The sequence below is a fragment of the Kitasatospora sp. NPDC048239 genome (assembly GCF_043202015.1).
In the GTDB taxonomy this organism is placed as follows: Bacteria; Actinomycetota; Actinomycetes; order Streptomycetales; family Streptomycetaceae; genus Kitasatospora.
Window position 1 is genome coordinate 123,233 of sequence record NZ_JBICZP010000013.1, and the last position, 23,271, is coordinate 146,503.

The following is a 23,271-nucleotide window of genomic DNA, read 5'->3' on the forward strand; positions in this document are numbered from 1 at the left end:
AACTGAAAGCAAGCCGCGTTACCGTTAGGGCATGGTGGAGCGCGGCGCAGTGGACGAGATGCCGGTCGGTGGCGAGCACCTCGCCCTGGACCTGGTGAACAGCACCTTCATCCGGGGCGGCCTGCGCGGCCATCTGGTGGACGTGCTGGTGGAGCCGTCCGACCTGGGGGAGTGGGTGGAGCGGCACGCCGTCGGGCTGGACCTCGCGAGTGCGCCGTCGGGGCGGCTGGGGGCGGCGGAGCTGGCGGCGTTCCTGGAGCTGCGGCGGGCGTTGCGCGCCGTGCTGACGGCGGTGGTGGCCGGCGGGGCGGCGGAGCCGGCCGACGTGGCGGTGGTGAACGCGGCGGTGCGGGCGGCGCCTGGGTGGGTGGAGCTGCCGGCGGGGGGCGCGGGGGATCCGGTGCGGCGGAGTCTGTCGGGGGAGCGCGGGCCGGTGTTGTTGGCGCGGGTGGCGCGGGCGGCGGTGGAGCTGTTGACGGGGGGTGGGCGGGAGCAGCTGAGGGCGTGTCCGGCGCCCGGCTGCATCCTGTTCTTCCTGCAGCAACACGCACGTCGGGCGTGGTGTTCGACAGCGTGTGGGACGCGGGTGCGGGTGGCCCGGCACAGTCGCCGCCAGTCGGAGGTTTGACCGGCGGAGTTGGGGATTTGATTACCAATTGGTACAGACCTATTGACCTATGTGGTTCAGACCACATAGCTTCAGCGCCAACCTCCAATCCCCCACGTGCGTGCTCCCCACAGGTACGCGCCGACACTCTCTCCCGGAGGACCGAGTGTTGATCCGAAGCACGGCCGAGCAGCGTCCCACCGCTGCCCGCCACACGAACCGGGCGAAGAGCCCGGCGGCCCGGGCGGGCGTGGCCTCGCTGGCCGCGGCCGGCCTGGCGGGCCTGTTGATGGCGACGCTGGGTGCGGCGCCCTCCCAGGCCTCCGCCTCCGCCACCGTCGACAACGCGGCCTGTCGCCCCGACGGCATGTACCAGACGCCCGGCGTCGACGTCCCCTACTGCAGCGTCTACGACACCGAGGGCCGCGAGAAGATGGGCGCGGACCACCAGCGCCGCATCATCGGCTACTTCACCGGCTGGCGCACCGGCAAGGACGGCACGCAGCCCTACCTGGTGAGCGACATCCCCTGGGACAAGGTCACCCACCTCAACTACGCCTTCGGGCACATCGGCAGCGACAACAAGCTGTCGGTCGGCGACGACAACGACAAGAACGAGGCCACCGGGATCTCCTTCCCGGGCGTGCCCGGCGCCGAGCTCGACCCGACGCTGCCCTACAAGGGCCACTTCAACCTGCTGACGAAGTATAAGAAGCAGTACCCGAACGTCAAGACCATGATCTCGGTGGGCGGTTGGACCGAGACCGGCGGCTACTTCGACTCCGCCGGCGACCGGGTCAACTCCGGCGGCTTCTACTCGGTGACCACCAACCCCGACGGAAGCGTCAACCAGGCGGGCATCGACACCTTCTCCGCCTCGGCGGTCGACTTCATCAAGAAGTACGGCTTCAACGGCGTCGACATCGACTACGAGTACGCGACCTCGATGAAGGACGCGGGCAACCCGCAGGACTGGACCCTCGCCAACGCCCGGCGCGGCTCGCTGGCCAAGGGCTACGCGGCGCTGATGAAGACGCTGCGCGAGAAGCTGGACCGGGCCGGCGCCGCCGACGGCAAGCACTACCTGCTCTCGGTCGCGGCCCCCTCCTCCGGGTACCTGCTGCGCGGCATGGAGACCTACCAGCCGGCGCAGTACCTCGACTACGTCAACATCATGTCGTACGACCTGCACGGCGCCTGGAACAAGTACGTCGGCCCGAACGCCTCGCTGTTCGACGACGGCAAGGACGGCGAGCTGGCGTCGGCCAACGTCTACGGCACCAGCCAGTACGGCGGCATCGGCTACCTGAACACCGACTGGTCGTACCACTACTTCCGCGGTGCGATGCCGGCCGGCCGGATCAACGTCGGCCTGCCGTACTACACCCGCGGCTTCAAGAACGTCACCGGTGGCACCAACGGCCTCTGGGGCACCGCCGCCGCGACCAGCTGCCCGGCCGGCTCCGGCCTGACCGCGTGCGGTGACGGCGCCGTCGGCATCGACAACATCTGGAACGACAAGGACACCGCGGGCAAGGAGTCCCCGGCCGGGTCGAACCCGATGTGGCACGCCAAGAACCTGGAGAAGGGCGTCGTGCCCGACTACCTCTCCAAGTACGGCCTGAGCGACACCGCGCTGCAGGGCACCTACGCCCGCAACTACAGCTCCAGCCTGGTGGCCCCGTGGCTGTGGAACGACACCAAGAAGGTCTTCCTCTCGACCGAGGACGAGCAGTCGGTCGGCGCGAAGGCCGACTACATCGTCAACCAGGGCGCCGGCGGCGCGATGATCTGGGAGCTCGCTGGCGACTACAAGTGGGACGCGGCCGCCAACGGCGGCAAGGGCCAGTACGTTCCCGGCTCGACGCTGACCTCGCTGATGTACGACAAGTTCAAGGCCGCCCCGGCGTACGGTGCGACCCGTTCGACGATCGCGCTGCCGCAGCAGACCCTGCCGATCGACGTGTCGTTCACCAACTTCGCGCTGGGTGACTCGAACTACCCGATCAACCCGAAGATCCACATCGTCAACAACTCGACGCTGACCCTGCCGGGCGGCACCGAGTTCCAGTTCGACTACAGCAACTCGGCCCCGGGCAACGCCAAGGACCAGTCCGGCTTCGGCCTCCAGGTGATCCGCCAGGACCACACCGGCAGCAACGCGGGCGGCCTCAAGGGCACCTACAACCGCGTCTCGGTGAAGCTGCCGGGCTGGCAGTCGCTGGCGCCGGGTGCGTCGATCGACATGGACTTCACCTACTACCTGCCGGTCTCGACCCCGTCGAACTGGACGGTCAACGTCGCCGGCACGCTGTACGGCCTGAAGGGCGACCTGACCCGCGGCGCGACCGGCGGCACCTCGTCTCCGAGCCCGACGCAGTCGCCCACCGCCACGGCCTCGCCCACCGCGACCGCCTCGCCGACCGCGACCGCCACGGCTTCGCCCACCGCCACGGCGACCGCCTCGCCGACCGCCACGGCCACGGCCACCTCGTCCCCGACGGCGACCTCCTCGCCGACCTCGGGTGCCTGCACGGGCGCGCCGAGCTGGGACGCGGGCACCACCTACGCGGCCACCACCAAGGTGTCGTGGAAGGGCCACTACTACCAGAACAAGTGGTGGACCAAGGGTGACGACCCCAGCGCCAGCGGCGCCTGGGGGGTCTGGAGCGACCTCGGGGCCTGCTGATGACAGCGGCTCGCTGAGGTGAGAAACGGCGGTGGCGGTGTACCCGGTCGGGGGGTGCACCGCCACCGCTCCGTTGTGCGGCCGCCCGGTGGGGCGCCGCCGCCCGGGCTCAGGCCGCGTCGACCTTGAGGTCGCGCAGCAGCTTGGCGACGTGCCCGGTGGCCTTGACGTTGTACAGCGCGCGCTCGACCTTGCCCTGCTCGTCGACGATCACGGTGGAGCGGATCACGCCGACGTAGGTGCGGCCGTAGTTCTGCTTCTCGCCGTACGCGGCGTACGCCTCCAGGACGGCGTGGTCCGGGTCGGAGAGCAGGGTGACCTTGAGGTCCTCGGTCTCCCGGAACCTGCCGAGCTTCTCCGGCTTGTCCGGGGAGATGCCGATGACGTCGTACCCGGCGCCGGAGAAGGCCTCCAGGTTGTCGGTGAAGTCGCAGGCCTGCTTGGTGCACCCGGGGGTGAGCGCGGCCGGGTAGAAGTAGACGATCACCTTGCGGCCGAGGTGCTCGGCCAGGGACACCTGGTTGCCGTCGGCGTCGGACAGGCTGAAGGCAGGCGCGGTGTCACCGGTCTGGAGGCGCTCGCTCACGGTGGGACTCTCCTGGTGGGTGGACGGCTGGTCGTACCACGGCAAACTTACCCCCGATGGTGGGTGGGGCCGCGCGTGCCCGCGTGCCAGCTGACAAACTGGGTTGGTCGCACAGGACAACATCAGTGAATTGGGGTGGCCCGAGTGGGCGAGGCGAGTACGAAGGACCAGGCGGCGCGGACGACCGCCCAGATCGAGGCGGACATCGCGCGTACCCGTACCCAGCTGGCGGCGACCCTGGACGAGCTGGCCGTGCGGGTCCACCCGAGCACCATCACCGCCCAGGTCAAGGCGAAGGCCGTGGCCGCGGTGGAGGAGAAGGCCGGCCGGGCGTACGTGGCGGCCAGCGGGGCCGTGGAGAAGGCCAAGGCGCAGTTCGTGGACGAGAAGGGCCGGCCGCGCAAGGAGCGGATCGTGCCGGCCGCGCTGGTGGGCGTGGGCCTGGTGCTGCTGGTCGCCGCGTCCCGCAAGCGCCGCAAGGACTGATCCGCCGGGTCGCACGGGGCCGGGCGCCGGTGTGCCCGGCCTCCGGCATGTCCGGCCCGGTCCGGGCGCTGGGTCCGGCGCCGGACGCGGGGTCTTTCGGATGTCGGGCCAGCGTCACGCCGGGCGCCCGGGAGCGGTACCGTCGGGGCGTGAGTACGAACCACGAACCGACCAGGCAGTCCGAGCGGTCCCAGCAGCCCGAGCAGGCCGAAACGCCGCGGCACGACCGGCTGGGCGAGAAGCTCCCGATCAAGATGCTGCACGACCGGGTCCTGGTGAAGACCGAGGGCGCCGAGGGTGAGCGCCGCTCGACCGGTGGCATCCTCATCCCCGCGACCGCCGAGCTCAGCAAGCGGTGCACCTGGGCGGAGGCCGTGGCGGTCGGCCAGAGCGTGCGGTCCGTCGAGCCGGGCGACCGGGTGCTCTACGACCCGGAGGACAAGCTGGAGGTCGAGGTGCGCGGCGCCACCTATGTGCTGCTGCGCGAGCGCGACCTGCACGCGGTGGCCGCGATGCGCTTCGGCGATGCGGAGGGCTCGACGGGTCTCTACCTCTGAGCAGCGGTCCGGGTGGTTCGCTGCCGGGAGACAGGGCCGAACGATTCGAGTGGTCCGGACGGCGGGCCGTCACGCCGGGTGCGTGGCGGCCCGCCGCTGTCGGTGGCGGGCGCTAGGGTCCCGCCATGAGCAGCCGAGTGCCCTCGATCAGCGATGAGCAGCGCCGTGCCAGGCTGGGGCGGCGCCATCTCCTGGCGCCCGCCCGGCGGGCGGCCACCGTGGAGGAGGTGGCGGACGCGGTGGTCGGGCTGCACGCCACCGATGCCGCCACGGTCTACCTGTCGGCCTGTGCCCGGCTGGCCGAGCCCTCGGCGGCGGAGGTGGAGCGGGCGCTGTACGAGGACGTCACGCTGGTGAAGCTGCTGTCGATGCGGCGGACGATGTTCGCGGTGACGGAGGGCTTCGCGCCGTATGTGAGCTCCTCGACGGCGCGGGCGATCGCGGCGAAGGAGCGGGCGACGCTGCTGAAGCACCTGGCGGAGTTCGCCGAGGGCTGGAGCGAGCAGCGGCTCGCCGAGACGGAGCAGGCCGTACTGGCCGCGCTGGATCGGCGCGGTGAGGCGACGACGAGTGAACTCGGCGCGGACGTACCGGCGTTGCGCGAGACGATGCTGATGGCGGCGGGCAAGCCGTACGAGGCGAAGCAGAGCGTCGGCAGCCGGCTGCTGCGGCTGCTGGCCTCGGACGGGCACGTGCGCCGGTGCCGTCCGCGCGGTTCGTGGCTCAGCAGCAGCTATCCGTGGGCGCCGGTGCCGCAGTGGCCGGAGGTGCCGGTGCGGGAGGCGAAGGCCGAGGTGGTGCGGCGCTGGCTGGCCGCGTTCGGGCCGGCCACCGTGGAGGACGTGAAGTGGTGGACGGGCTGGACGCTCGGGGACACCCGTAAGGCGCTGGCCGACGTCGGCGCCGAGGAGGTGGCGCTGGCGGGCGGTGCGGCCGGGCTGGTGCTGCCGGGGGACGCCGGGGCGGTGCCGGAGCCGGAGCCCTGGGCGGCGCTGCTGCCTGGGCTGGATCCGAGCATGATGGGCTGGCGTGGGCGGGACTGGTACCTGCGGCCGGAGGACGTCCCGGCGCTGTTCGACCGGGCGGGCAATGCGGGGCCGACGCTCTGGTGGTGCGGCCGGGTGGTGGGCGGTTGGGCGCAGCGCCCCGATGGCGAGGTGGTGTGGCGGCTGCTGTCGGACGTCGGGGCCGAGGCGCGGGCGGCGATCGGGGTGGAGGCGGCGCGGCTGTCGGGGTGGCTGGACGGGGTGCGGGTGACGCCGCGGTTCCGGACGCCGTTGGAGCGCGGGCTGGTGGCCTGACGGGCGCCTGCGCCCTGCGACCCGGGTTTCGCGCGGCGGGTCAGGGCGTGGGCGGGGCCGCCGGGCTGGTCGCGGGGGCGGTCGGGCTCGGCCGGTCGGTGGGCCTGGTCGGGGTCGGCCGGGGCGCGGGGGTGGTCTCCCGGGTGGGGGTCGGCTTCGGGGGCTCGGCGGGTTCCGGGGTGAAGCCGGGGGCGGTCGCCGGCTCGGGGTCCGGGGTGTGCTCGGTGGGGGCGGCCGGCGGTTCGGTGCTGGGGGGCGGCGTGCTGACGGGCCTGCTGACGGGGGCGCTGGGCGCGGCGGTGGCGGCGGTGGCGCTGGGCGTCGGTGTGGGGGAGGGGCTCGGGCTGGCACTCGCGCTGGCGGTCGGGGTGGCGCTCTGGGTGCTGCCCCGGCTCGGCTGGAGGTCGAACTGCCGGACTTCGGTGCCGTCGAGGGCGTCGGCCATGTAGGCCGTCCAGATCTCGGTGGGGAACGCGCCGCCGTTGATGCGGGTGAGTCCGGCGGTGCCGGTCAGCGGCTCCTTGGCGTGGGTCTTCGGGTGCTCGCGGAACATGCCGACGGTGGTGGCGAGTTCGGGCGTGAAGCCGGCGAACCAGGCGGACAGGTTGGAGTCGGTGGTGCCGGTCTTTCCGGCGGCCGGGCGGTCGAGGCCGAGGGCGGCGGCGCCGGTGCCGCGCGGGCTGACGACATCGCGCAGGACGTCGGTGACGGCGTCGGCGGTGCCCCGGTCGAGGGCGGTGGCGGCGACGTGGGCGGGCATCTTGGGGACGTCGATGGAGCCGCCGGAGGTGGCGCGTTCGAGCGCCAGGACGGACCAGGGGGTGTACGCCTCACCGTGGTTGGCGAAGGCGGCGTAGGCGCCGGCCAGGTTGAGGGCGCTGGGGGTGGCGGTGCCGAGGGTCATCGAGCTGTTGGCCGGGTCCATGCCGGGGACGTTGTCGGGGATGCCGAGCCGGATGGCGGTCTCGCGGACGTGGGCGAGCCCGGCGTCGACGCCCTCCTGCGCGTAGACGGAGTTGACGGACTTCACCATGGCGTAGCGCAGGGTGATTTCGCCGTAGTCGATGTCGTCCTCGTTGGGCGGCGCGTACGGGGTGGGGCCGTCGGTGACGGGCCGCTCGCTGGTGCCGTCGTAGCGGGTCTCGGTGGTGATGGGGCGGCCGTCGCCGCTGCTGCGCCCGGAGTTGAGGCCGGCGGCGAGGTCGATGGGCTTGAAGGTGGAGCCGATCTGGTTGTCCTGGCGCAGCGCGTCGTTGTAGGGCTGCCTGGCGTAGTCGGGGCCGCCGTAGACGGCGACCACGCGGCCGGTGGCGGGTTCGACGGAGGCGCCGGCGACGCGGACGTCGGTGTCGGTGGTGGGCCGGGCCCGGGGGTCGAGTTCGTCGGTGAGTTCCTGCTGGACGGCGTGGGCGAAGGCCTCCTGGCGGTCCTTGTCGAAGGTGGTGGTGATCCGCCAGCCGCCGGCCTTGAGGGTGGCGGTGTCGATGGTGCCGGAGGAGACGAGGTAGTCGTCGGCGACGCCGACGAGGTAGCCGGCCTGGCCGCCGAGGCCGGTGGCGGGCTGCGGGTCGATCGGGTCGGGGAAGGTCTGGGCGGCGCGGTCGGCCGGCTGCAGGAAGCCGAGCTGGACCATGCCGTCGAGGGCGTAGTTCCAGCGGGCGACGGCCTTCTCGCGGTTGGCGGGGGTCGCGGTCTTGACGTCGTAGGCGCTGGGGGCCTGGAGCAGGGCGGCGAGGTAGGCGCCCTGGGCGAGGCTGAGCTGGGAGGTGTCGACGCCGTAGTAGGCGTGGGCGGCGCTCTGGATGCCGTAGGCGTTGCGGCCGAAGTAGCTGCTGTTGAGGTACCCGGCGAGGATCTGGTTCTTGTCGAGCTGCTGGTCGACCTTGAGGGCGATGAGGAGTTCGCGGCCCTTGCGTTCGATGGTCTTGCTCTGGGTGAGGTAGTAGTTCTTGACGTACTGCTGGGTGATGGTGGAGCCGCCCTGCATGCCCTTGCCGGTCAGGGTGTTCCAGCCGGCCCGGACCATGCCCTTCAGGTCGACGCCGCCGTTGCGGTAGAAGGTGCGGTCCTCGGCGGCGACGACGGCGTGCTGGGTGTCGAGGGGGATCTGGGCGATGGTGACGTCGGTGCGGTTGACGGCGCCGGTGCGGGCGATCTCGGTGGTGCCGTCGGAGTAGAGGTAGATGTTGTTCTGGGCGACGGCGTGGGCGTTGGCGTCGGGCACCGGGACGATCAGGTAGAGCACGGCGAAGGAGCCGACGGCGAGGAGCAGGACGGCGGTGAGGGCGCCGAGGGTAACCCGCCAGGTCGGCAGCAGCCGGCGCCACAGCGGCAGGGCGCGGCGGGCCTGGCGGCGGGCGGCCCGCTTGGCCTGGCGGCGGGTGCTGTGGTCTGCCCTCATGGTCATGCCGCGATTATGTGCTATTTGATCCGCGATCAGGCGCTGGAAAATACGGGTGCGTGGCGTGATCGGCGACGGTACGGTGAAAGGTGCAAACCATATAGCGCACCCGGTTTCGTGCGTCCGTCGTGTCCAGCTCCGCCCGCGTGGCCCGGTACCCCCGGGTCCGGCCGGTCGGGGCCGTTCCGGCGTGCGCCGATGCCCGGCGGGTCGGCGCCGGTGCCTGGGCGTCGGTGCCTGCTCGGGGCGCTTCCGCCTGCCCGTATTTGTCGACAAGGAGACAATATGCCGAATGCTGTGCCGGCTGCGACGCAGCTCAGGCCCCCTCCGGATACCGGCGGCACCGCCCGCCTCTACCTCGCCGTCGCGAGCGGGGCCTTCCGTCGCTACTCCACCTACCGCGCCGCCACCCTCGCCGGCGCGTTCACCAACACCGTCTTCGGCTTCATCCTCGCCTACACCTTCCTGGCCCTCTGGCAGGCCCGCCCCGGCCTCGGCGGCTACGACCAGAGCGAGGCCGTCACCTACATCTGGGTCAGCCAGGCTCTGCTGGTCACCGTCGCGGTCTGGGGCGGCGGCTTCCAGGACGACGTCCAGGACCGCTTCCGCAGCGGCGACATCGCCGTCGACCTCTACCGTCCGGTCGACTTCCAGGGCTGGTGGCTGGCCACCGACCTCGGCCGGGCCGCCTTCCACCTGCTCGGGCGCGGCGTACTGCCGATGCTCGCGGGCGCGCTGGTCTTCTCGACCCGGCTGCCCGAACAGCCGCTGACCTGGGCGGTGTTCCTGCTCTCCGTACTGCTGGCGGTGGTCGTCAGCTTCGGGCTGCGGTTCCTGGTGTCGCTCACCGGCTTCTGGCTGCACGACTCCGAGGGGGTGCGCTCGGTGATGCTGGTGGTGTCGATGTTCTTCTCCGGGATGCTGCTGCCGCTCGCCCTGTTCCCCGGCTGGCTCGGCTGGATCGCCCCCGCGCTGCCGTGGGCCGCGCTGGTGCAGGTGCCGACGGACGTCTTCCTGGAGCGGAGCTCCGGCGCGGAGCTGCTCGGCGAGCTCGGCTTCCAGCTGGCCTGGGCACTGGTGCTGCTGGCCGCGGGCCGCGCGGTGCAGCAGCTCGCCACCCGCAGGGTGGTGGTCCAGGGTGGCTGAGACGACCCTCGGCCGCACCCGGTGGGCGCTGCGCGCCTGGTGGCTCACGGCCGGGATGTGGACCCGCTCGATGATGTCCTACCGGGCGTCCTTCGTACTGATGCTGGCCGCGAGCCTCTGCGTGACCTTCCTGGACTTCGTCGTCGTGCTGCTGATGTTCCAGCACACCGACACGCTCGGCGGCTGGACCCTGCCCGAACTCGGCTTCCTCTACGGCACCTCCGGCTTCGCGCTCGGCATGGCCAACCTGCTGGTCGGCAGCGTCGAGGGCCTCGGCCAGCGGATCAACGCCGGGACGCTGGACACCATGCTGATCCGCCCGGCCCCGGCGCTCGCCCAGGTCTGCGCCGAGCGCTTCTCGCTGCGCCGGCTCGGCCGGCCGCTGCAGTCGCTGGCGGTGCTGGCCTGGTCGCTGCCCGCCCTGGACGTGGCCTGGACCTGGGACCGGGTACTCCTCGTGCCGGTGCTGCTGGTCTGCGGGACGGCCATCTTCGGGGCGGTCTTCGTGGGCTTCGCGACCCTCCAGTTCTGGTGGGGCGAGGCCAGGGAGATCCAGAACGCCTTCACCTACGGCGGCGCGACCCTGCTGCACTACCCGCCGACCGTCTTCGCCAAGGAGCTGGTGGCGGGGGCGGTGTTCGGGGTGCCGCTGGCCTTCGTCAACTGGCTGCCCGCCCTGCACATCCTCGACCGCCCCGACCCGCTCGGGCTGCCCGTCGCCTTCCAGTACGCCTCGCCGGTGGCCGCCGTGGTCAGCTGCGCCGCGGCCGGCCTGGCCTGGCGCGCGGGCCTGCGCGCCTACCGCGGCACCGGAAACTAAGGAGTCCCCATGGCACTGATCGAACTAGAGGACGTCCGCCGGACCTTCACCGTCCGGGCCAGGACCGGCCGGCTGCGGCGCGAGAAGCGCGAGGTGCGGGCCGTGGACGGGCTGAGCTTCACCGTCGAGGCGGGGGAGTGCGTCGGCTACATCGGCCCCAACGGCGCGGGGAAGTCGACCACCATCAAGATGCTCACCGGCATCCTCGTCCCGACCAGCGGGCGGCTGCAGGTGGCGGGCGTCGACCCGGCCCGCGAACGGGTGGACCTCGCCCGGCGGATCGGCGTCGTGTTCGGGCAGCGGACCACGCTCTGGTGGGACCTCCCGCTGCGCGACTCCTTCGAACTGGCCCGCCGGATCTACCGGATCCCCGACCCGCGCTACCGGGCCAACCTCGACCGCTGCGTCGAACTGCTCGACCTGGGCGCCCTGCTGGACACCCCGGTCCGCCAGCTCTCGCTCGGCCAGCGGATGCGCGGGGACCTCGCGGCGGCGCTGCTGCACGACCCGCAGGTGCTGTACCTGGACGAGCCGACGATCGGCCTGGACGTGGTCAGCAAGGGGCGGGTCCGGGAGTTCCTGCGCGAGGTGAACCGCGAGCAGGGCACCACGGTGCTGCTCACCACGCACGACCTGACGGACATCGAGCAGCTGAGCGACCGGGTGATGGTCATCGACCACGGCCGGGTGGTCTACGACGGCGGTCTGGAGGGGCTGCACGCGGCCGGCGAGAGCGAGCGGACGCTGGTGGTGGACCTCGCCGAGGCGCGCCCGGCGATCGAGGTCGCCGGGGCCAGGGTGGTGAAGGTCGAGGGGCCCCGCCAGTGGCTGGCCTTCCCCGCGCAGGCGAGCGCCGCGCCCATCGTCGCGGCGGTCGCCGACCGGTACCCGTTGGTCGACCTGTCGGTCCGCGAGCCCGCCATCGAGGACGTCATCGCGCGGATGTACGCCGAGGTGGCGATCGGCTGAGGTGAGGCGTTGGGAGCCCTGGAGTCGAGGGGTTGGCGGGGGCCGCCCCGGGACGGCTCGGCCTGAGCCGGCCCGGGGCGGCCGCACGGCCGCGCCTCAGCGGACGGTGGCGGCCACGGCCTGCCGCGCGGCGGCCGCGAGCTCGTCGTCCGCCTTCTCCTCACCCACCCAGGCGAGGTGGCCGTCCGGGCGGACGAGAACCGCCCGGACGGCCGACCACTCGGGCCGCGGATCGGCCAGGGCGGCGGCGTGGCAGGGGATCCCGAGCGGCTCGCCCGGCTCCTCGCGCAGGTCGAGCAGGACGTGCCGGCCGTCGCGGAGCAGCTCGAAGAGGGTGCTGCCGCCCCCGGTGAACGCCAGGTCCGGGGCGCGGCCGCCGGTCAGCGGATGGGCCTGCGGGTCGGTCGACGGGTAGGCGACCGCGAGGGCGGAGAGCCGGCCGGCCAGGTTGTCCGAGAACTCCGGTACCTCGGCGATGAGTTCGCTGAGCAGGGTGCGCAGCGCCTGCCCCTCCGGGGTGTACGCGGTGACCAGCGCCGTCTGCGCGCGGGTGATCAGCAGGAGGTCGGCGCCGACGGGGTGGCGCTCGGCGTGGTAGCTGTCGAGCAGGCCCTCGGGCGCGGTGCCGGCCACCTCGGCCGCGAGCTTCCAGCCGAGGTTGGTGGCGTCCTGGATGCCGACGTTCAGCCCGGCGCCCCCGGCCGGGAAGTGCATGTGCGCGGCGTCGCCGGCCAGCAGGACGCGGCCTGAACGGTACTGGGCGGCCTGGTGGGTGGCGTTGCCGAACACCGAGATCCAGCGCGGGTCGCGCATCCCGAAGTCGGTGCCGGCGATCCGGCTGACCTTGGTGCGCAGGGCCTCGATGGTGAGGTCCTCGGGCCGCTCGACGCGGACGTAGTCGGGGTCGCCGCCGAGCAGGCGGTGGACGCCGCCGGGGAGCGGGAGGACCATCACCCCGCCGTTCTGGCCGGAGACGTTGAGCGGCCGGGCGGGCGGCTCGTCCAGGACGACGTCGCACAGCCAGCCCCAGGTGGTGGTGCCGGTACCGGGGAAGTCGATCCCGGCGGCGGTGCGGACGGTGCTTCTGGTGCCGTCGCAGCCGACCACGTAGGCGGCCCGCAGCCGCTCCTCGCCGTCCGGGCCCGCCACCTGCACGGTCACCCCGTCGGCGTCCTGGGTGAGCCCGGTGACGCGGTGGCCGCGCAGCACCCGGGCACCCGCGGCCACGGCGTGCTCCTCCAGCAGCTCCTCGGTGCGGGCCTGGGCCAGCGCCAGGGTGAACGGGAACGGCGTGTCGAGCGTCCGGAAGTCCACCCGGTCGTCCAGCAGGGCGAAGTGGCCGTCGGGCAGCGGCCGGCCGGAGGCGACGAAGCGGTCCACGATGCCGCGGAAGGCCAGCACCTCAAGGGTGCGCGGGTGGACGGTGAGCGCCTTGGAGTGCGGGTCCCGTTCGGTGCGGGCCTCCAGTACCGTGACCGGGACGCCGCCCAGCCGTAGCTCGGCCGCGAGCCAGAGGCCCACCGGCCCGGCACCCACCACGATGACCTGCTCCATTGTCTTTCCCTTCGTCGATGCGAGAGCGCGCCCCGCGACACCCGCCGGCCCCGGGTGCCCTCGTCGGCTCCCCGTGGTGCGACACCCGCCGTCCCCTGTGGTGGTGGCCCCGGTGTGGATTCGACCGCCCGCCCGTGCGGCCGTACGGCAGTTCACCTTCCTCACCCGTGCGGGTGGCGGACGTGACCCCTTGGCACATGGCCGAGTTGACGTTGCATCGCTCGACGGAATGTAGTTGAAGGGGCAGCGCCCGATGACCGTACCCGACGTGACCGTGGTGATCGCGGTCTACAACACCATGCCGTATCTGACCGCCTGCCTGGACTCGCTCGTCGGGCAGACCATCGGGCCGGCGCGCATGGAGGTGGTCGCGGTCGACGACGGCTCGACGGACGGCGGCGGGGCCCTCCTGGACGACTACGCGGCCCGCCACCCGGGCCTGTTCACGGTGCTGCACCAGCCGAACTCCGGCGGCCCGGCCGCGCCGACCAACCGGGGCCTGGCCCTCGCCCGCGGCCGGTACGTGCTCTTCCTCGGCGCCGACGACTGGCTCGGCGCCGAGGCGCTGGAGCGGATGGTGACGGCCGCCGACACCTGGGGGTCGGACGTGCTCATCCCCAAACAGGTCGGCGTGAACGGGCGGTTGGTCCCGCAGGGCATCTTCGCCGCCACGGCCGCCTCGGTCGGCTTCGAGGACTCCGCGCTGGCCTGGGCGCTCGCCGACACCAAACTGTTCCGGCTGGAGCCGCTCAGGCGCCACAACCTCGCCCGCAACGAGGACTTGAAGGTCTACTCGGACCAGCCGTTCACCCTGGCGGCCTGTCTGCGGGCCGGCCGGATCTCCGTCCTCGCCGACTACGACTACTACTTCCTGGTGCTGCGCGAGGACCGCGGCAACGTCACCCAGCGGGCCGGCTCCCTGGACCGGCTGCGCGGGGTCGCCGCCGTCCAGTGGGTCGCCGCCGAACACGCAGCCCCGGGGCCGCAGTTGGACGCCATCAGGGCCAGGCACTTCGGCTGGGAGGTGCCGCAGCTGCTCCAGGCCGACCTGCTGCGCCAACCCGAGGAGCTCCAGCGCCGGATCTGCGACGGGGTCGCCGACCTGGTACGGCAGTTCGGCGCCCGCGAGGTGTACGACCGGCTCCCGGTGGCCGACCGGCTGCGGCTCGAACTCGCCGCCACCGGAAGGATCGAGGCCCTTCGGGAGCTGATCCGGTACGAGGCCGGGCACGGCGACCCGCCGGTCGTGGTCGACGGGCGCCGCCACTACGCGGGCTACCCGGCCTTCCGGGACGCCGCACTCGCCCTGCCCGACGAGCTGTTCCTGCTCGCCGAGGCGCCGCCGGACCCGCCGCCCCCCACCCTGGTCCAGCAGGTCTGGCGCGGCGCGGTGCCCGCCGTCCTGCGCCGCAGGCTGCGGCGCTACCCGGCCTGGCGGCGGCTGGCCGCGAGCGTGAACGGAGGCCGGCGGTGAGCCCGGTGAGCCCGTTGGACATCTGCGTGGTCGGCCTCGGCAAGCTCGGGCTGCCGCTGGCCGTCCAGTTCGCCGCCAAGGGGCACCGGGTGACCGGCGCGGACATCTCGCCCGAGGTGGTGGCCTGCGTCAACCTGGGCCGGCCGCCGTTCCCCCGGGAGGCGGGCCTGGACGAGGCGCTGAAGCGGGTGGTGGCCGAGCGGCGGCTGTGCGCCACCACCGACACCACCGCCGCGGTGGCGGGCGCGCAGGCCGTCGTCCTGGTCGTCCCGCTGATCACCACCGCCGAGGGCGCCCCCGACTTCGCGCTGCTGGACGCCGCCACCGACGCGGTGGCCGCCGGGCTGCGCCGGGGCGCCCTGGTCAGCTACGAGACCACCCTGCCGGTCGGGGTGACCAGGGGCCGCTGGGCGCCGCGGCTGGCGGCCGGCTCCGGGCTCGTCCCCGGCCGGGACTTCGCCCTGGTCTTCAGCCCGGAGCGGGTCCGCACCGGCCGGGTCTTCGCCGACCTGCGGCGCTACCCCAAGCTGGTCGGCGGCATCGACCAGGCGGCCACCCGGCGCGGCGCCGAGTTCTACCGCGAGGTGCTGGACTTCGACCCGCGCCCCGACCTGGAGCGGCCCAACGGCGTCTGGGAGCTGGAGTCGGCGGAGGCCGCCGAGTTCGCCAAGCTCGCCGAGACCACCTACCGGGACGTCAACATCGCCCTCGCCAACCAGTTCGCCCGCTACGCGGACCGGGTCGGGGTGGACTTCGCGGCCGTCGCGGACGCCTGCAACTCGCAGCCGTTCAGCCATCTGCACCGGCCGGGGATCGCCGTCGGCGGCCACTGCATCCCGGTCTACCCGCGGCTGTACCTGTGGAACGACCCCTCGGCGACGGTGGTGCGGGCGGCGCGCGAGGCGAACCTGGAGATGCCGGCCTACGCGGTCGGGGTGCTGGAGGGGGCGCTGGACGGCGGCCTGGCGGGGCAGGGCGTCCTGGTGCTCGGCGCCTCGTACCGGGGCGGGGTGAAGGAGACGGCCTACTCCGGGGTGTTCCCGCTGGTCGAGGCGTTGCGGGCGGCCGGTGCGCGCCCCCATGTCGCCGATCCGCTCTACCGCGCGGACGAGCTGGCGGCCCTCGGGCTGCCCGCGTACGGCGGCGAGCCGCTGGTGGCGGCGGTGCTCCAGGCCGACCACCCGGAGTACCGCGATCTGGCGCCCGCCGACCTGCCGGGTGTGCGGGTGCTGCTGGACGGGCGCCGCTGCACCGATCCGGCCCGCTGGGCGGAGCCGGGGGTGCGCCGGATCGTCCTGGGCGGTACCTGACGGGCTGGTCCGGGTCGGTGGGGCCGGCCGTTCGGTTCTGTTCGGTCGGGCCCGCCGGTTCGGTTCTGTTTCGGTCGGGCAGGCCCGGCGGGCGGAGCGGGAGGGGGCGTGTGAGCCGCCGTCACGGCGCGCGGGGGCGTCAAACGGGGTGAGGCCGTCCGCTCGCGCCGGGCAGCGGGCAGACTGGCGGGGTGAGTGACGAATCCTTCAGCGGGACCGGCCCCGGGGTCCGGTTCACCGCGGCCGACGAGGAGAAGCGACACGGCGTCCGCCGGATGAAGACCATCGCGACCGGCCTGCTGGCCTTCGCGACCCTGGTCTTCGTCCTGGCCACCTGGGCGAAGGCGGCCGGCGCCGGGTCCTGGGCGGGCTACCTGGCGGCCGCCGCCGAGGCCGGCATGGTCGGCGCGCTCGCCGACTGGTTCGCCGTGACCGCGCTGTTCCGCCGCCCGTTCGGCCTGCCGATCCCGCACACCGCGATCATCCCCACCAAGAAGGACGCCTTCGGCAAGTCGCTCGGCGACTTCGTCGGCGACAACTTCCTCGCCGGGCACGTGGTGCGCGGCCGACTCGCCGCCCTGGGCATCGCCCGGCGGCTGGGGGAGTGGCTCGCCGCCCCCGGCAGCGCCGAGCGGGTCACCAAGGAGGCCTCGGCGGCGCTGCGCGGTGTGCTGGCCGTGCTGCGCGACGAGGACGTGCAGGCGGTCGTCGGCGAGGCGGTCACCCGGCGGGCCGCCGCCACCTCGGTGGCCGAGCCGATGGGCCGGATGCTCGGCAAGGTGGTCGCCGACGGCGGGCACCACGGCGTGGTCGACCTGATCGCCGTCCGGGCGCACGACTGGCTGGCCGAGAACCACGAGGAGGTCGTCCAGCGGGTCACCCAGAAGACCCCGGGCTGGACGCCGAAGTTCCTCGACCACCAGGTCGGCGAGCGGGTCTACAAGGAGCTGATGCGGTTCGTCACCGACATCCGGGACGATCCGGACCACGCCGCGCGCGGTGCGGTCGACAACTTCCTCGCCGACTTCGCCACCGAGCTGCAGACCGATCCGGAGACCATCGCCCGGGTCGAGCGGGCCAAGGCCGAGCTGCTGGCCCGCTCCGAGGTCCAGGACCTGATCGCCTCCACCTGGGCCGCCGTCCGCACCCTGGTGCTGAACGCGGCCGAGGACGAGGACAGCGAACTGCGCCGGCGCATCCGCGAGGGCGTGCGCAGCTTCGGCGAGCGCCTGGCGACGGACCCGAAGCTCCAGGCCAAGGTGGACGGCTGGCTCCAGGACGCCGCCCAGTACCTGGTGGACACCTACCGGGCGGAGATCACCTCGCTGATCTCCGACACCGTGGCGGGCTGGGACGCCGACGACGCCTCCCGCAAGATCGAGGCCAACGTGGGCCGCGACCTGCAGTTCATCCGGATCAACGGCACCGTGGTCGGCGCCCTGGCCGGACTGCTGATCCACACCGTGGCGGTCGCGCTCGGGGGGTGAGCCCCCGGGTGTGCCTATTCTTGCGAGCACCACCGATACGCGCGTAGAGGAAGAAGGGCACCACCGTGGTCCAGCCGGACGGAAGTCGGATCGGAAACCCCGCAGGGAACCGTGGCATCGAGGCGTTCATCGCCGGCATGCCCAAAGCAGAGCTGCACGTCCACCACGTCGGATCGGCCTCGCCCCGGGTGGTCGCCGAACTGGCCGCCCGCCACCGCGGCCAGTCCAAGGTGCCGGTCGACCCGGCGGCCCTCGCCGAGTACTTCACCTTCACCGACTTCGCCCACTTCATCGAGGTCTACCTCAGCGTCGTCGACCTGATCCGCGACGCCGAGGACGTCCGCTCGCTGACCTACGGCGTCGCCGAGGACATGGCGCGGCAGAACATCCGCTACGCCGAGCTGACCATCACCCCGTACTCCTCGGTCCGCCGGGGCATCCCGGACGTCGCCTTCATGGAGGCGATCGAGGACGCCCGGATCCGCGCGGAGAAGGAGCTCGGCGTCGTCCTGCGCTGGTGCTTCGACATCCCCGGCGAGGCCGGCCTGGCCTCCGCCGAGGAGACCGCGCGGCTGGCCGTCGACCTCGCCCCCGAGGGCCTGGTCAGCTTCGGCCTCGGCGGGCCGGAGATCGGCGTGCCGCGCCCGCAGTTCAAGCCGTACTTCGACCGCGCCCGGGCCGCCGGCCTGCACAGCGTCCCGCACGCGGGCGAGACCACCGGCCCGGAGACGGTCTGGGACGCGCTGCGGCTGCTCGGCGCCGAGCGCATCGGCCACGGCACCCAGGCGGTCAAGGACCCGGCGCTGATGGACTACCTCGGCGAGCACCGCATCCCGCTGGAGGTCTGCCCGACCTCCAACATCGCCACCCGGGCGGTGGAGCGGATCGAGGACCACCCGATCCGGCAGATGGTGGACGCCGGCCTGCTGGTCACCGTCAACAGCGACGACCCGCCGATGTTCGGCACCGACCTGAACACCGAGTACGCGGTGGCGGCCCGGCTGCTGGACCTGGACGAGGCGGGCGTCGCCGCACTCGCCCGCAACGCCGTCGAGGCGTCCTTCCTGGACGCGGGCGGCAAGGCCCGGATCGTCGGCGAGATCGACGCCTACCTGGCCGGGTGGGACCGGGGCTGACGCGCCTGCGGGGGCCCGGTCCACCGCTGGGCTGATGGCCCCGTCTGCTGCAGTATCGACCGCCCCGCCGGGCTCTCCGGCGGGGCGGTCGTGCGTCTCCGGGAGGCCGGGGTGCCGGGGTGCCGGGGTGGTGCGCAGGGGTGCGCCTTGGCGTGCCGCGGTGAGCCGTGGCGCCACTCTTTCGAGTGATGGCGCCATAATGGCTTCACATGGCGCCATGGGTGTGCCATCCTTGCGGCATGGACCTCACGCCGTACGTCGACAACCTCCGGCACGAGCTCGCGGTGGCCGCGGGCGCGGGCGGAGACGAAGCCCGCGCCCTGGCCGAGCGGCTCACCAGCCCGCTGGAGTCGGCCGTCCGGCTCACCCTGCTCAACGCCCTGTCCGCCGCCATGGGCGAGGTCACCCGGGAGTTGGCGCCCGGCTCGGTCGATGTGCGGCTGCGCGGGCTGGATCCCGAGTTCGTGGTGACGCCGCCGCCCCTCTCGGAGCCGTTCGAGGAGGAGAGGGAGCCGATGGCGTCATCCATGGCGCCATCGGTGGCGCCACCGCTGTCGGGCGAGGCCGACGACAGCGGCACCGCGCGGATCAACTTCCGGCTCCCCGCCCATCTGAAGACCAGGGTCGAGGACGCCGCCGGGCAGGAGGGCCTCTCGGTCAACGCCTGGCTGGTCCGGGCCGTCGCCACCGCCCTGGAGCCGGGCGAGCCTACGCGGCCCGGCGGCCGGGCCCGGCGCGGGACGGGCCAGGGCTACACGGGCTGGGTCCGTTAGGGCCGCTCCGGCTGAGGCATCACCCGAGCACGTCATCTTCACCCCGCTGACCGGCGGGAACGCAGAGCAAACGCACACCGAGCCAGGAGGACGGGACAGCCATGCCTACTTTCGACACCCCCGAGCCGATCACCGCGACCCTTGAGTTCGAGATGGGGACGGCCCGGATCACCGCGGGCAAGCGCCTCGACACCGTGGTGGAGGTGATCCCGACCGTCGCTACCGAGGAGGCCGACGTCCGGGTCGCCCAGCAGACCACCGTGACGTACGAGGGCGGCCGACTGCTGGTCAAGGGCCCCAAGCGGCGCACGCTGTTCGGCCGCCCGGGGTCCATCGACGTCACCGTCGAGCTCCCGGCCGGCTCGGAACTCCTGGGCACCTCGCAGCTGGCGGGCTTCACCTGCAAGGGGCCGCTCGGCGAGGTCCGGCTGAAGACCTCCCTCGGGGACATCAGGGTCGCCGAGGCGGCGTCCGCCCGCCTCAAGACCGACCACGGGGACATCCAGCTGGATTCGGTGACGGGCGACGCCGAGGTGACCGGGTCGGGCCACGTCGAGGTCGCCCGGGTCGGCGGCGAGGCGACCGTCAAGAACACCAACGGCGAGACGTCGATCGGCGAGATCCACGGGGCGCTGACGGCCACCGCCTCCAACGGCCGGATCACCATCGGTGTCGCCCACGCCGGGATCGAGGCGCAGACGGCCAACGGCGCCATCCGGATCCGTGAGGTGGCGCGGGGCAGGGTCACCCTCCTGACCTCCGCCGGCGACATCGAGGTCGGCATCCGGGAGTCCACCGCCGCCTGGCTCGACGTGCACACCAAGGTCGGCAGTGTGCGCAACTCGATCGGCCCGAGCGAGGCGCCCGGCGCCGAGGAGGAGTCCGTGTCGGTGCGGGCCCGCACCTCCGTCGGCGACATCACCATCCGGCGTGCCTGAGCCGCCGCCACCCTGCACCGCGTGAAGGGGGACCACTCATGACCACCACACTCACCGCCGCCTCGGCGATCTCCGTCTCCGGGCTGCGGAAGTCCTACGGGGACAAGACGGTGCTCGACGGCGTCGACCTGGACATCCCGGAGGGCACGGTCTTCGCCCTGCTCGGCCCGAACGGCGCGGGAAAGACGACCGCCGTGCAGATCCTGTCCACCCTGATCCCGGCGGACGCCGGGGTGATGCGGGTGGCCGGACACGACCTGGTCCGGGAGGTCGACGGCGTACGCGCCGCGATCGGCGTCACCGGCCAGTTCTCGGCGGTGGACAACCTGCTCACCGCCGAGGAGAACCTGCTCCTGATGTCGGACCTCAACCACCTCCGCCGTCGGGAGGGGCGGAGGCGGGCGGAGGGGTTGCTGCGGCGGTTCGACCTGACGGAGGCGGCCAGGAAGCCGGTCGTGACCTTCTCGGGAGGGATGCGGCGCAAGCTCGACCTGGCGATGACGCTGATGGGGGAGCCGCGGGTCATCTTCCTGGACGAGCCGACCACCGGGCTGGACCCGCGCAGCCGGCGGACGATGTGGGAGATCATCCGCGGGCTGGTGGCGGACCAGGGCGTGACGGTCTTCCTGACCACGCAGTACCTGGACGAGGCGGACGAACTCGCGGACCGGATAGCCGTCCTGGACGGCGGCCGGATCGTCGCCGAGGGCACGGCGGAGGAGCTGAAGCGGCTCGTCCCGGGCGGCCGGATCCGGGTCCGCTTCGCCGATCAGGGGAGGCTCGACGAGGCGGCCGCGCTGTTCGACTACGCGGCGCCCGACCGGGAGGCGCTGACCCTGGACATCCCGGGGGACAACTCGGTCGTGACGGTGAAGGCCGTCCTGGACGTCTTCGACAACGCGGGCGTCCGGGCGGAGTCGCTCACGGTGGAGACGGCCGACCTGGACGACGTGTTCCTCACCCTGACCCAGGAGGGCGGCAGGCAATGAGCATCGCGACGAGCCATGCCGTCGGCGACTCGCTGACGATGCTGCGCAGGAACCTCAAACACGCGCTGCGGTATCCGTCGTTGACCTTCGCGGTCGTGATGATGCCGGTCATGATGCTGCTGCTGTTCAACTACGCGTACGGCGACGCGTTGGGGGTGGGGATCGGGGGCGGGGAGTACATCGACTACGTCACGCCGGGGATCGTGCTGATGGCGGCCACATCGGGGGCGCTGGTGACGGCGATCGGGGTGTGCATGGATGTGACGGAGGGGATCGTCAACCGCTTCCGGACGATGGCCATATCGAGGTCGGCGTTCCTGACGGGGCATGTGGTCGGCAGCCTGATACAGACGATGATCGGGCTGGTGCTGGTGGTCGCGGCGGCGTTCGCGATGGGCTTCCGTCCGAATGCGAGCCCGGTGGAGTGGCTCGCGGCCGCGGGGCTGCTGGTGTTCGTGACGCTGGCGCTGACGTGGCTGTCGGCGGGCATCGGACTGGTGGCGAAGACGGTGGAGAGCGCGAGCAACATCCCGATGCCGCTGCAGTTCATGCCGTTCATCGGGAGCGCGATCGTCCCGCCGGACTCGATGCCGACGGCACTGCGGTGGTTCGCCGAGTACCAGCCCTTCACGCCGATCATCGAGACGCTGCGGGGTCTGCTGATGGGGACGCCGATCGGCAGTAGCGCCGTGAGCGCACTGGGCTGGTGCGTGGCGCTGACGCTGGTCGGCTACGTCTGGGCGAAGAGGGTCTTCCACCGCCCGGCGAAGTGAGCGACTGGAGAAGATCGAAGGGCCCTCCGCCGATGAGGCGGAGGGCCCTTCGCGTGTTGCCGGTCAGACGTCGAACTCACCGTTGCGGATGCCGGAGAGGAGGTCGCGCCATTCGTCGGTGGTCAGTTGGGCGATGGCGTCAGGCTGGAGGCTGCTGCGGAGGTAGACGGTGTCGGGGGTGATGGCCACCTCGGGGCAGTTGCTTGCGTTCGCGCATGCAGCAGGGCGTATCCAGGGCAGGCTCTCCATCTCCCTACATCTCCTTCTTGATCTTCGCGATCAGATCGCGTGAGCTCTCGACCGAGAGTGACCGCTCAGTCATCTGCTCCATGATCGCGCGATACTTGTCCAGGTGTTCTGCCGCGTGAAGGAAGACCGGGCCTTCTACCGAGTCGTACAGGACCGTATCAAGGCGTGGCACGAGGCCGTTCATGTAGCTGACCGCCTGCCCTGATCCCTTGAAGCCGTTAGCTTCGAAGCTCACTACGCGCAGCGTCACATGCGGAAGCTGGGAGAGCTCAAGCAGTTGCTCCAACTGTCGCCGTGCGGGGTGGCGGCCGCCGAAGCGCATGTGGAGGGCGGCTTCGTGCACGATTGCCGTGTACGGCTGAGCGCCCTCCGTCATCAAGGTCGCGGCACGCCGCATACGATGCTCGACCCGTGTCTCCACCACACGTGGCGTGAGCGGCACCTGGGCATCCTGGAAGATAGCCCGGCTGTATTCCTCGGTCTGCATGGGGCCGGGAGGATGGCAGATCTGATACGAGTGCATGCCCCGGGCATGAAACTCAACCTCGCAGATGTCCAGGAATCCGAGTGGTACTACACCTCGGTACTCCTCCCACCACCCCTTGGCCTTGTCACCCGCCGTCGACGCGAGAGCGCTGACGTAATCGGTGTCGTTCTCTCCATATTTGCGCGCAAGGGCGATCACTCGCTCGGGAGTCACAGAGTAGAGAGCCTGCTCGATGAGCGTGATCTTGTTGCGGTCCACGCCGAGGACGGTGGCGGCCTCCGCAGTGGTGGTGCCGGCGGCATCGCGCATCTTTCGGAGCTCGATGCCGACCCGCTGCCGTCGTGCGCTTGGAGTAGGTGGCATGCGCCCAAGCATCTACTGCGACGGTGTTGCGAGTCCAGCCACTCTTAAGCAGTACATGTACTCAAGAATCTAGTACATGTACTGCTCGATGCCCTACAGTCTGTGATGCACCGCTCACCGGACTGGCCGTCAATAACGTCCAGAATCAGGGCAGTTGGTACCAGCTGCCCGGGCAC

At 72.2% G+C, this 23,271-nt stretch carries 21 protein-coding genes; 16 read left to right on the top strand and 5 right to left on the bottom strand.

Going from position 1 to position 23,271, the window contains the following annotated elements; translation table 11 throughout:
- The first annotated feature begins 31 nt into the window (after positions 1-31).
- Together ACGFZP_RS29360 and ACGFZP_RS29365 are read left to right on the top strand one after the other, a co-directional pair.
- Positions 32-628, top strand: a complete 597-nt coding sequence (locus ACGFZP_RS29360) for a CGNR zinc finger domain-containing protein (RefSeq protein ID WP_392938861.1) — start codon at positions 32-34, stop codon at positions 626-628.
- A gap of 268 nt (positions 629-896) precedes the next feature.
- Positions 897-3,296 carry a chitinase C-terminal domain-containing protein gene (locus tag ACGFZP_RS29365; RefSeq protein WP_392939018.1) on the top strand — a complete coding sequence of 800 codons (2,400 nt, stop codon included), beginning with the start codon at positions 897-899 and terminating at the stop codon, positions 3,294-3,296.
- A gap of 109 nt (positions 3,297-3,405) precedes the next feature.
- On the opposite strand, the gene bcp is transcribed toward ACGFZP_RS29365, so the two are convergent.
- Positions 3,406-3,882 carry a thioredoxin-dependent thiol peroxidase gene (gene bcp / locus ACGFZP_RS29370; RefSeq protein ID WP_392938863.1) on the bottom strand — a complete coding sequence of 159 codons (477 nt, stop codon included), beginning with the start codon at positions 3,880-3,882 and terminating at the stop codon, positions 3,406-3,408.
- Positions 3,883-4,026: 144 nt separating this feature from the next.
- Between bcp and ACGFZP_RS29375 the strand changes: the two genes are divergently transcribed.
- The 3 genes from ACGFZP_RS29375 (at position 4,027) to ACGFZP_RS29385 (ending at position 6,226) form a co-directional block, all read left to right on the top strand.
- Positions 4,027-4,368: a DUF3618 domain-containing protein gene (locus ACGFZP_RS29375; protein WP_392938864.1), complete on the top strand. Its 342-nt coding sequence runs from the start codon at positions 4,027-4,029 to the stop codon at positions 4,366-4,368.
- Positions 4,369-4,622: 254 nt separating this feature from the next.
- Positions 4,623-4,925 carry a GroES family chaperonin gene (locus tag ACGFZP_RS29380; protein WP_380264418.1) on the top strand — a complete coding sequence of 101 codons (303 nt, stop codon included), beginning with the start codon at positions 4,623-4,625 and terminating at the stop codon, positions 4,923-4,925.
- 125 nt (positions 4,926-5,050) lie between these two features.
- The gene (locus ACGFZP_RS29385; protein ID WP_392938865.1) at positions 5,051-6,226 is read left to right on the top strand and encodes a winged helix DNA-binding domain-containing protein; all 1,176 of its coding nucleotides are present in this window, start codon (positions 5,051-5,053) and stop codon (positions 6,224-6,226) included.
- A 40-nt stretch (positions 6,227-6,266) separates the two neighbouring features.
- On the opposite strand, the gene ACGFZP_RS29390 is transcribed toward ACGFZP_RS29385, so the two are convergent.
- Positions 6,267-8,633, bottom strand: coding sequence for a transglycosylase domain-containing protein (locus ACGFZP_RS29390; protein WP_392938867.1), 2,367 nt, complete (start codon positions 8,631-8,633; stop codon positions 6,267-6,269).
- A gap of 279 nt (positions 8,634-8,912) precedes the next feature.
- On the opposite strand from ACGFZP_RS29390, the gene ACGFZP_RS29395 reads away from it, so the two are divergent.
- From ACGFZP_RS29395 to ACGFZP_RS29405, 3 genes are read left to right on the top strand one after another with little or no spacing between them, the layout of a single operon-like run.
- Complete coding sequence (locus ACGFZP_RS29395) at positions 8,913-9,773, top strand: ABC transporter permease (RefSeq protein WP_392938868.1); 861 nt, start codon at positions 8,913-8,915, stop codon at positions 9,771-9,773.
- Entirely contained in the window at positions 9,766-10,593 is an 828-nt protein-coding gene (locus ACGFZP_RS29400) for an ABC transporter permease (RefSeq protein WP_392938869.1), read from the top strand. Before ACGFZP_RS29395 ends, ACGFZP_RS29400 begins: the two co-directional genes overlap by 8 nt.
- Before the next feature lie 9 nt (positions 10,594-10,602).
- Positions 10,603-11,562 (top strand): ATP-binding cassette domain-containing protein, encoded by a 960-nt coding sequence (locus ACGFZP_RS29405; RefSeq protein WP_392938870.1) that lies wholly within the window; start codon positions 10,603-10,605, stop codon positions 11,560-11,562.
- 96 nt (positions 11,563-11,658) lie between these two features.
- Here ACGFZP_RS29405 and ACGFZP_RS29410 read toward each other — a convergent pair whose 3' ends face one another.
- Positions 11,659-13,116 carry an FAD-dependent monooxygenase gene (locus tag ACGFZP_RS29410; RefSeq protein WP_392938872.1) on the bottom strand — a complete coding sequence of 486 codons (1,458 nt, stop codon included), beginning with the start codon at positions 13,114-13,116 and terminating at the stop codon, positions 11,659-11,661.
- Between the two features lie 253 nt (positions 13,117-13,369).
- Between ACGFZP_RS29410 and ACGFZP_RS29415 the strand changes: the two genes are divergently transcribed.
- The 8 genes from ACGFZP_RS29415 (at position 13,370) to ACGFZP_RS29450 (ending at position 21,996) form a co-directional block, all read left to right on the top strand.
- The gene (locus tag ACGFZP_RS29415) at positions 13,370-14,590 is read left to right on the top strand and encodes a glycosyltransferase family 2 protein (RefSeq protein ID WP_392938874.1); all 1,221 of its coding nucleotides are present in this window, start codon (positions 13,370-13,372) and stop codon (positions 14,588-14,590) included.
- Between the two features lie 14 nt (positions 14,591-14,604).
- Positions 14,605-15,900 carry a nucleotide sugar dehydrogenase gene (locus ACGFZP_RS29420; RefSeq protein ID WP_392939020.1) on the top strand — a complete coding sequence of 432 codons (1,296 nt, stop codon included), beginning with the start codon at positions 14,605-14,607 and terminating at the stop codon, positions 15,898-15,900.
- A 191-nt stretch (positions 15,901-16,091) separates the two neighbouring features.
- A complete protein-coding gene (locus ACGFZP_RS29425) occupies positions 16,092-17,387 on the top strand; it encodes a DUF445 domain-containing protein (protein WP_392938875.1) in 1,296 nt (431 codons plus the stop codon).
- Between the two features lie 89 nt (positions 17,388-17,476).
- Positions 17,477-18,523 (top strand): adenosine deaminase, encoded by a 1,047-nt coding sequence (locus ACGFZP_RS29430; protein ID WP_392939022.1) that lies wholly within the window; start codon positions 17,477-17,479, stop codon positions 18,521-18,523.
- A gap of 239 nt (positions 18,524-18,762) precedes the next feature.
- Complete coding sequence (locus ACGFZP_RS29435) at positions 18,763-19,296, top strand: hypothetical protein (protein ID WP_392938877.1); 534 nt, start codon at positions 18,763-18,765, stop codon at positions 19,294-19,296.
- 101 nt (positions 19,297-19,397) lie between these two features.
- Positions 19,398-20,234, top strand: a complete 837-nt coding sequence (locus ACGFZP_RS29440; RefSeq protein WP_392938879.1) for a DUF4097 domain-containing protein — start codon at positions 19,398-19,400, stop codon at positions 20,232-20,234.
- Between the two features lie 38 nt (positions 20,235-20,272).
- Positions 20,273-21,223 (top strand): ATP-binding cassette domain-containing protein, encoded by a 951-nt coding sequence (locus ACGFZP_RS29445; RefSeq protein ID WP_392938881.1) that lies wholly within the window; start codon positions 20,273-20,275, stop codon positions 21,221-21,223.
- The gene (locus tag ACGFZP_RS29450; RefSeq protein ID WP_392938883.1) at positions 21,220-21,996 is read left to right on the top strand and encodes an ABC transporter permease; all 777 of its coding nucleotides are present in this window, start codon (positions 21,220-21,222) and stop codon (positions 21,994-21,996) included. Before ACGFZP_RS29445 ends, ACGFZP_RS29450 begins: the two co-directional genes overlap by 4 nt.
- A gap of 63 nt (positions 21,997-22,059) precedes the next feature.
- Here the strand turns inward: ACGFZP_RS29450 and ACGFZP_RS29455 are convergent, their stop codons facing one another.
- On the bottom strand, positions 22,060-22,245 hold the full coding sequence (locus ACGFZP_RS29455) for a DUF397 domain-containing protein (protein ID WP_392938885.1): 186 nt from the start codon (positions 22,243-22,245) through the stop codon (positions 22,060-22,062).
- A gap of 4 nt (positions 22,246-22,249) precedes the next feature.
- On the bottom strand, positions 22,250-23,107 hold the full coding sequence (locus tag ACGFZP_RS29460; RefSeq protein ID WP_392938887.1) for a DUF5753 domain-containing protein: 858 nt from the start codon (positions 23,105-23,107) through the stop codon (positions 22,250-22,252).
- Between the last annotated feature and the right edge of the window lie 164 nt (positions 23,108-23,271).

Excerpts from the sequence above, each read along its gene's own strand:
- ACGFZP_RS29360 (WP_392938861.1), top strand. The coding sequence starts at position 32 with ATGGTGGAGCGCGGCGCAGTGGACGAGATGCCGGTCGGTGGCGAGCAC.
- ACGFZP_RS29365 (WP_392939018.1), top strand. The coding sequence starts at position 897 with ATGGCGACGCTGGGTGCGGCGCCCTCCCAGGCCTCCGCCTCCGCCACC.
- ACGFZP_RS29380 (WP_380264418.1), top strand. The coding sequence starts at position 4,623 with ATGCTGCACGACCGGGTCCTGGTGAAGACCGAGGGCGCCGAGGGTGAG.
- ACGFZP_RS29385 (WP_392938865.1), top strand. The coding sequence starts at position 5,051 with ATGAGCAGCCGAGTGCCCTCGATCAGCGATGAGCAGCGCCGTGCCAGG.
- ACGFZP_RS29390 (WP_392938867.1), bottom strand. The coding sequence starts at position 8,633 with ATGACCATGAGGGCAGACCACAGCACCCGCCGCCAGGCCAAGCGGGCC.
- ACGFZP_RS29395 (WP_392938868.1), top strand. The coding sequence starts at position 8,913 with ATGCCGAATGCTGTGCCGGCTGCGACGCAGCTCAGGCCCCCTCCGGAT.
- ACGFZP_RS29405 (WP_392938870.1), top strand. The coding sequence starts at position 10,603 with ATGGCACTGATCGAACTAGAGGACGTCCGCCGGACCTTCACCGTCCGG.
- ACGFZP_RS29410 (WP_392938872.1), bottom strand. The coding sequence starts at position 13,116 with ATGGAGCAGGTCATCGTGGTGGGTGCCGGGCCGGTGGGCCTCTGGCTC.
- ACGFZP_RS29415 (WP_392938874.1), top strand. The coding sequence starts at position 13,370 with ATGACCGTACCCGACGTGACCGTGGTGATCGCGGTCTACAACACCATG.
- ACGFZP_RS29435 (WP_392938877.1), top strand. The coding sequence starts at position 18,763 with ATGGACCTCACGCCGTACGTCGACAACCTCCGGCACGAGCTCGCGGTG.
- ACGFZP_RS29440 (WP_392938879.1), top strand. The coding sequence starts at position 19,398 with ATGCCTACTTTCGACACCCCCGAGCCGATCACCGCGACCCTTGAGTTC.
- ACGFZP_RS29445 (WP_392938881.1), top strand. The coding sequence starts at position 20,273 with ATGACCACCACACTCACCGCCGCCTCGGCGATCTCCGTCTCCGGGCTG.
- ACGFZP_RS29450 (WP_392938883.1), top strand. The coding sequence starts at position 21,220 with ATGAGCATCGCGACGAGCCATGCCGTCGGCGACTCGCTGACGATGCTG.
- ACGFZP_RS29455 (WP_392938885.1), bottom strand. The coding sequence starts at position 22,245 with ATGGAGAGCCTGCCCTGGATACGCCCTGCTGCATGCGCGAACGCAAGC.
- ACGFZP_RS29460 (WP_392938887.1), bottom strand. The coding sequence starts at position 23,107 with ATGCTTGGGCGCATGCCACCTACTCCAAGCGCACGACGGCAGCGGGTC.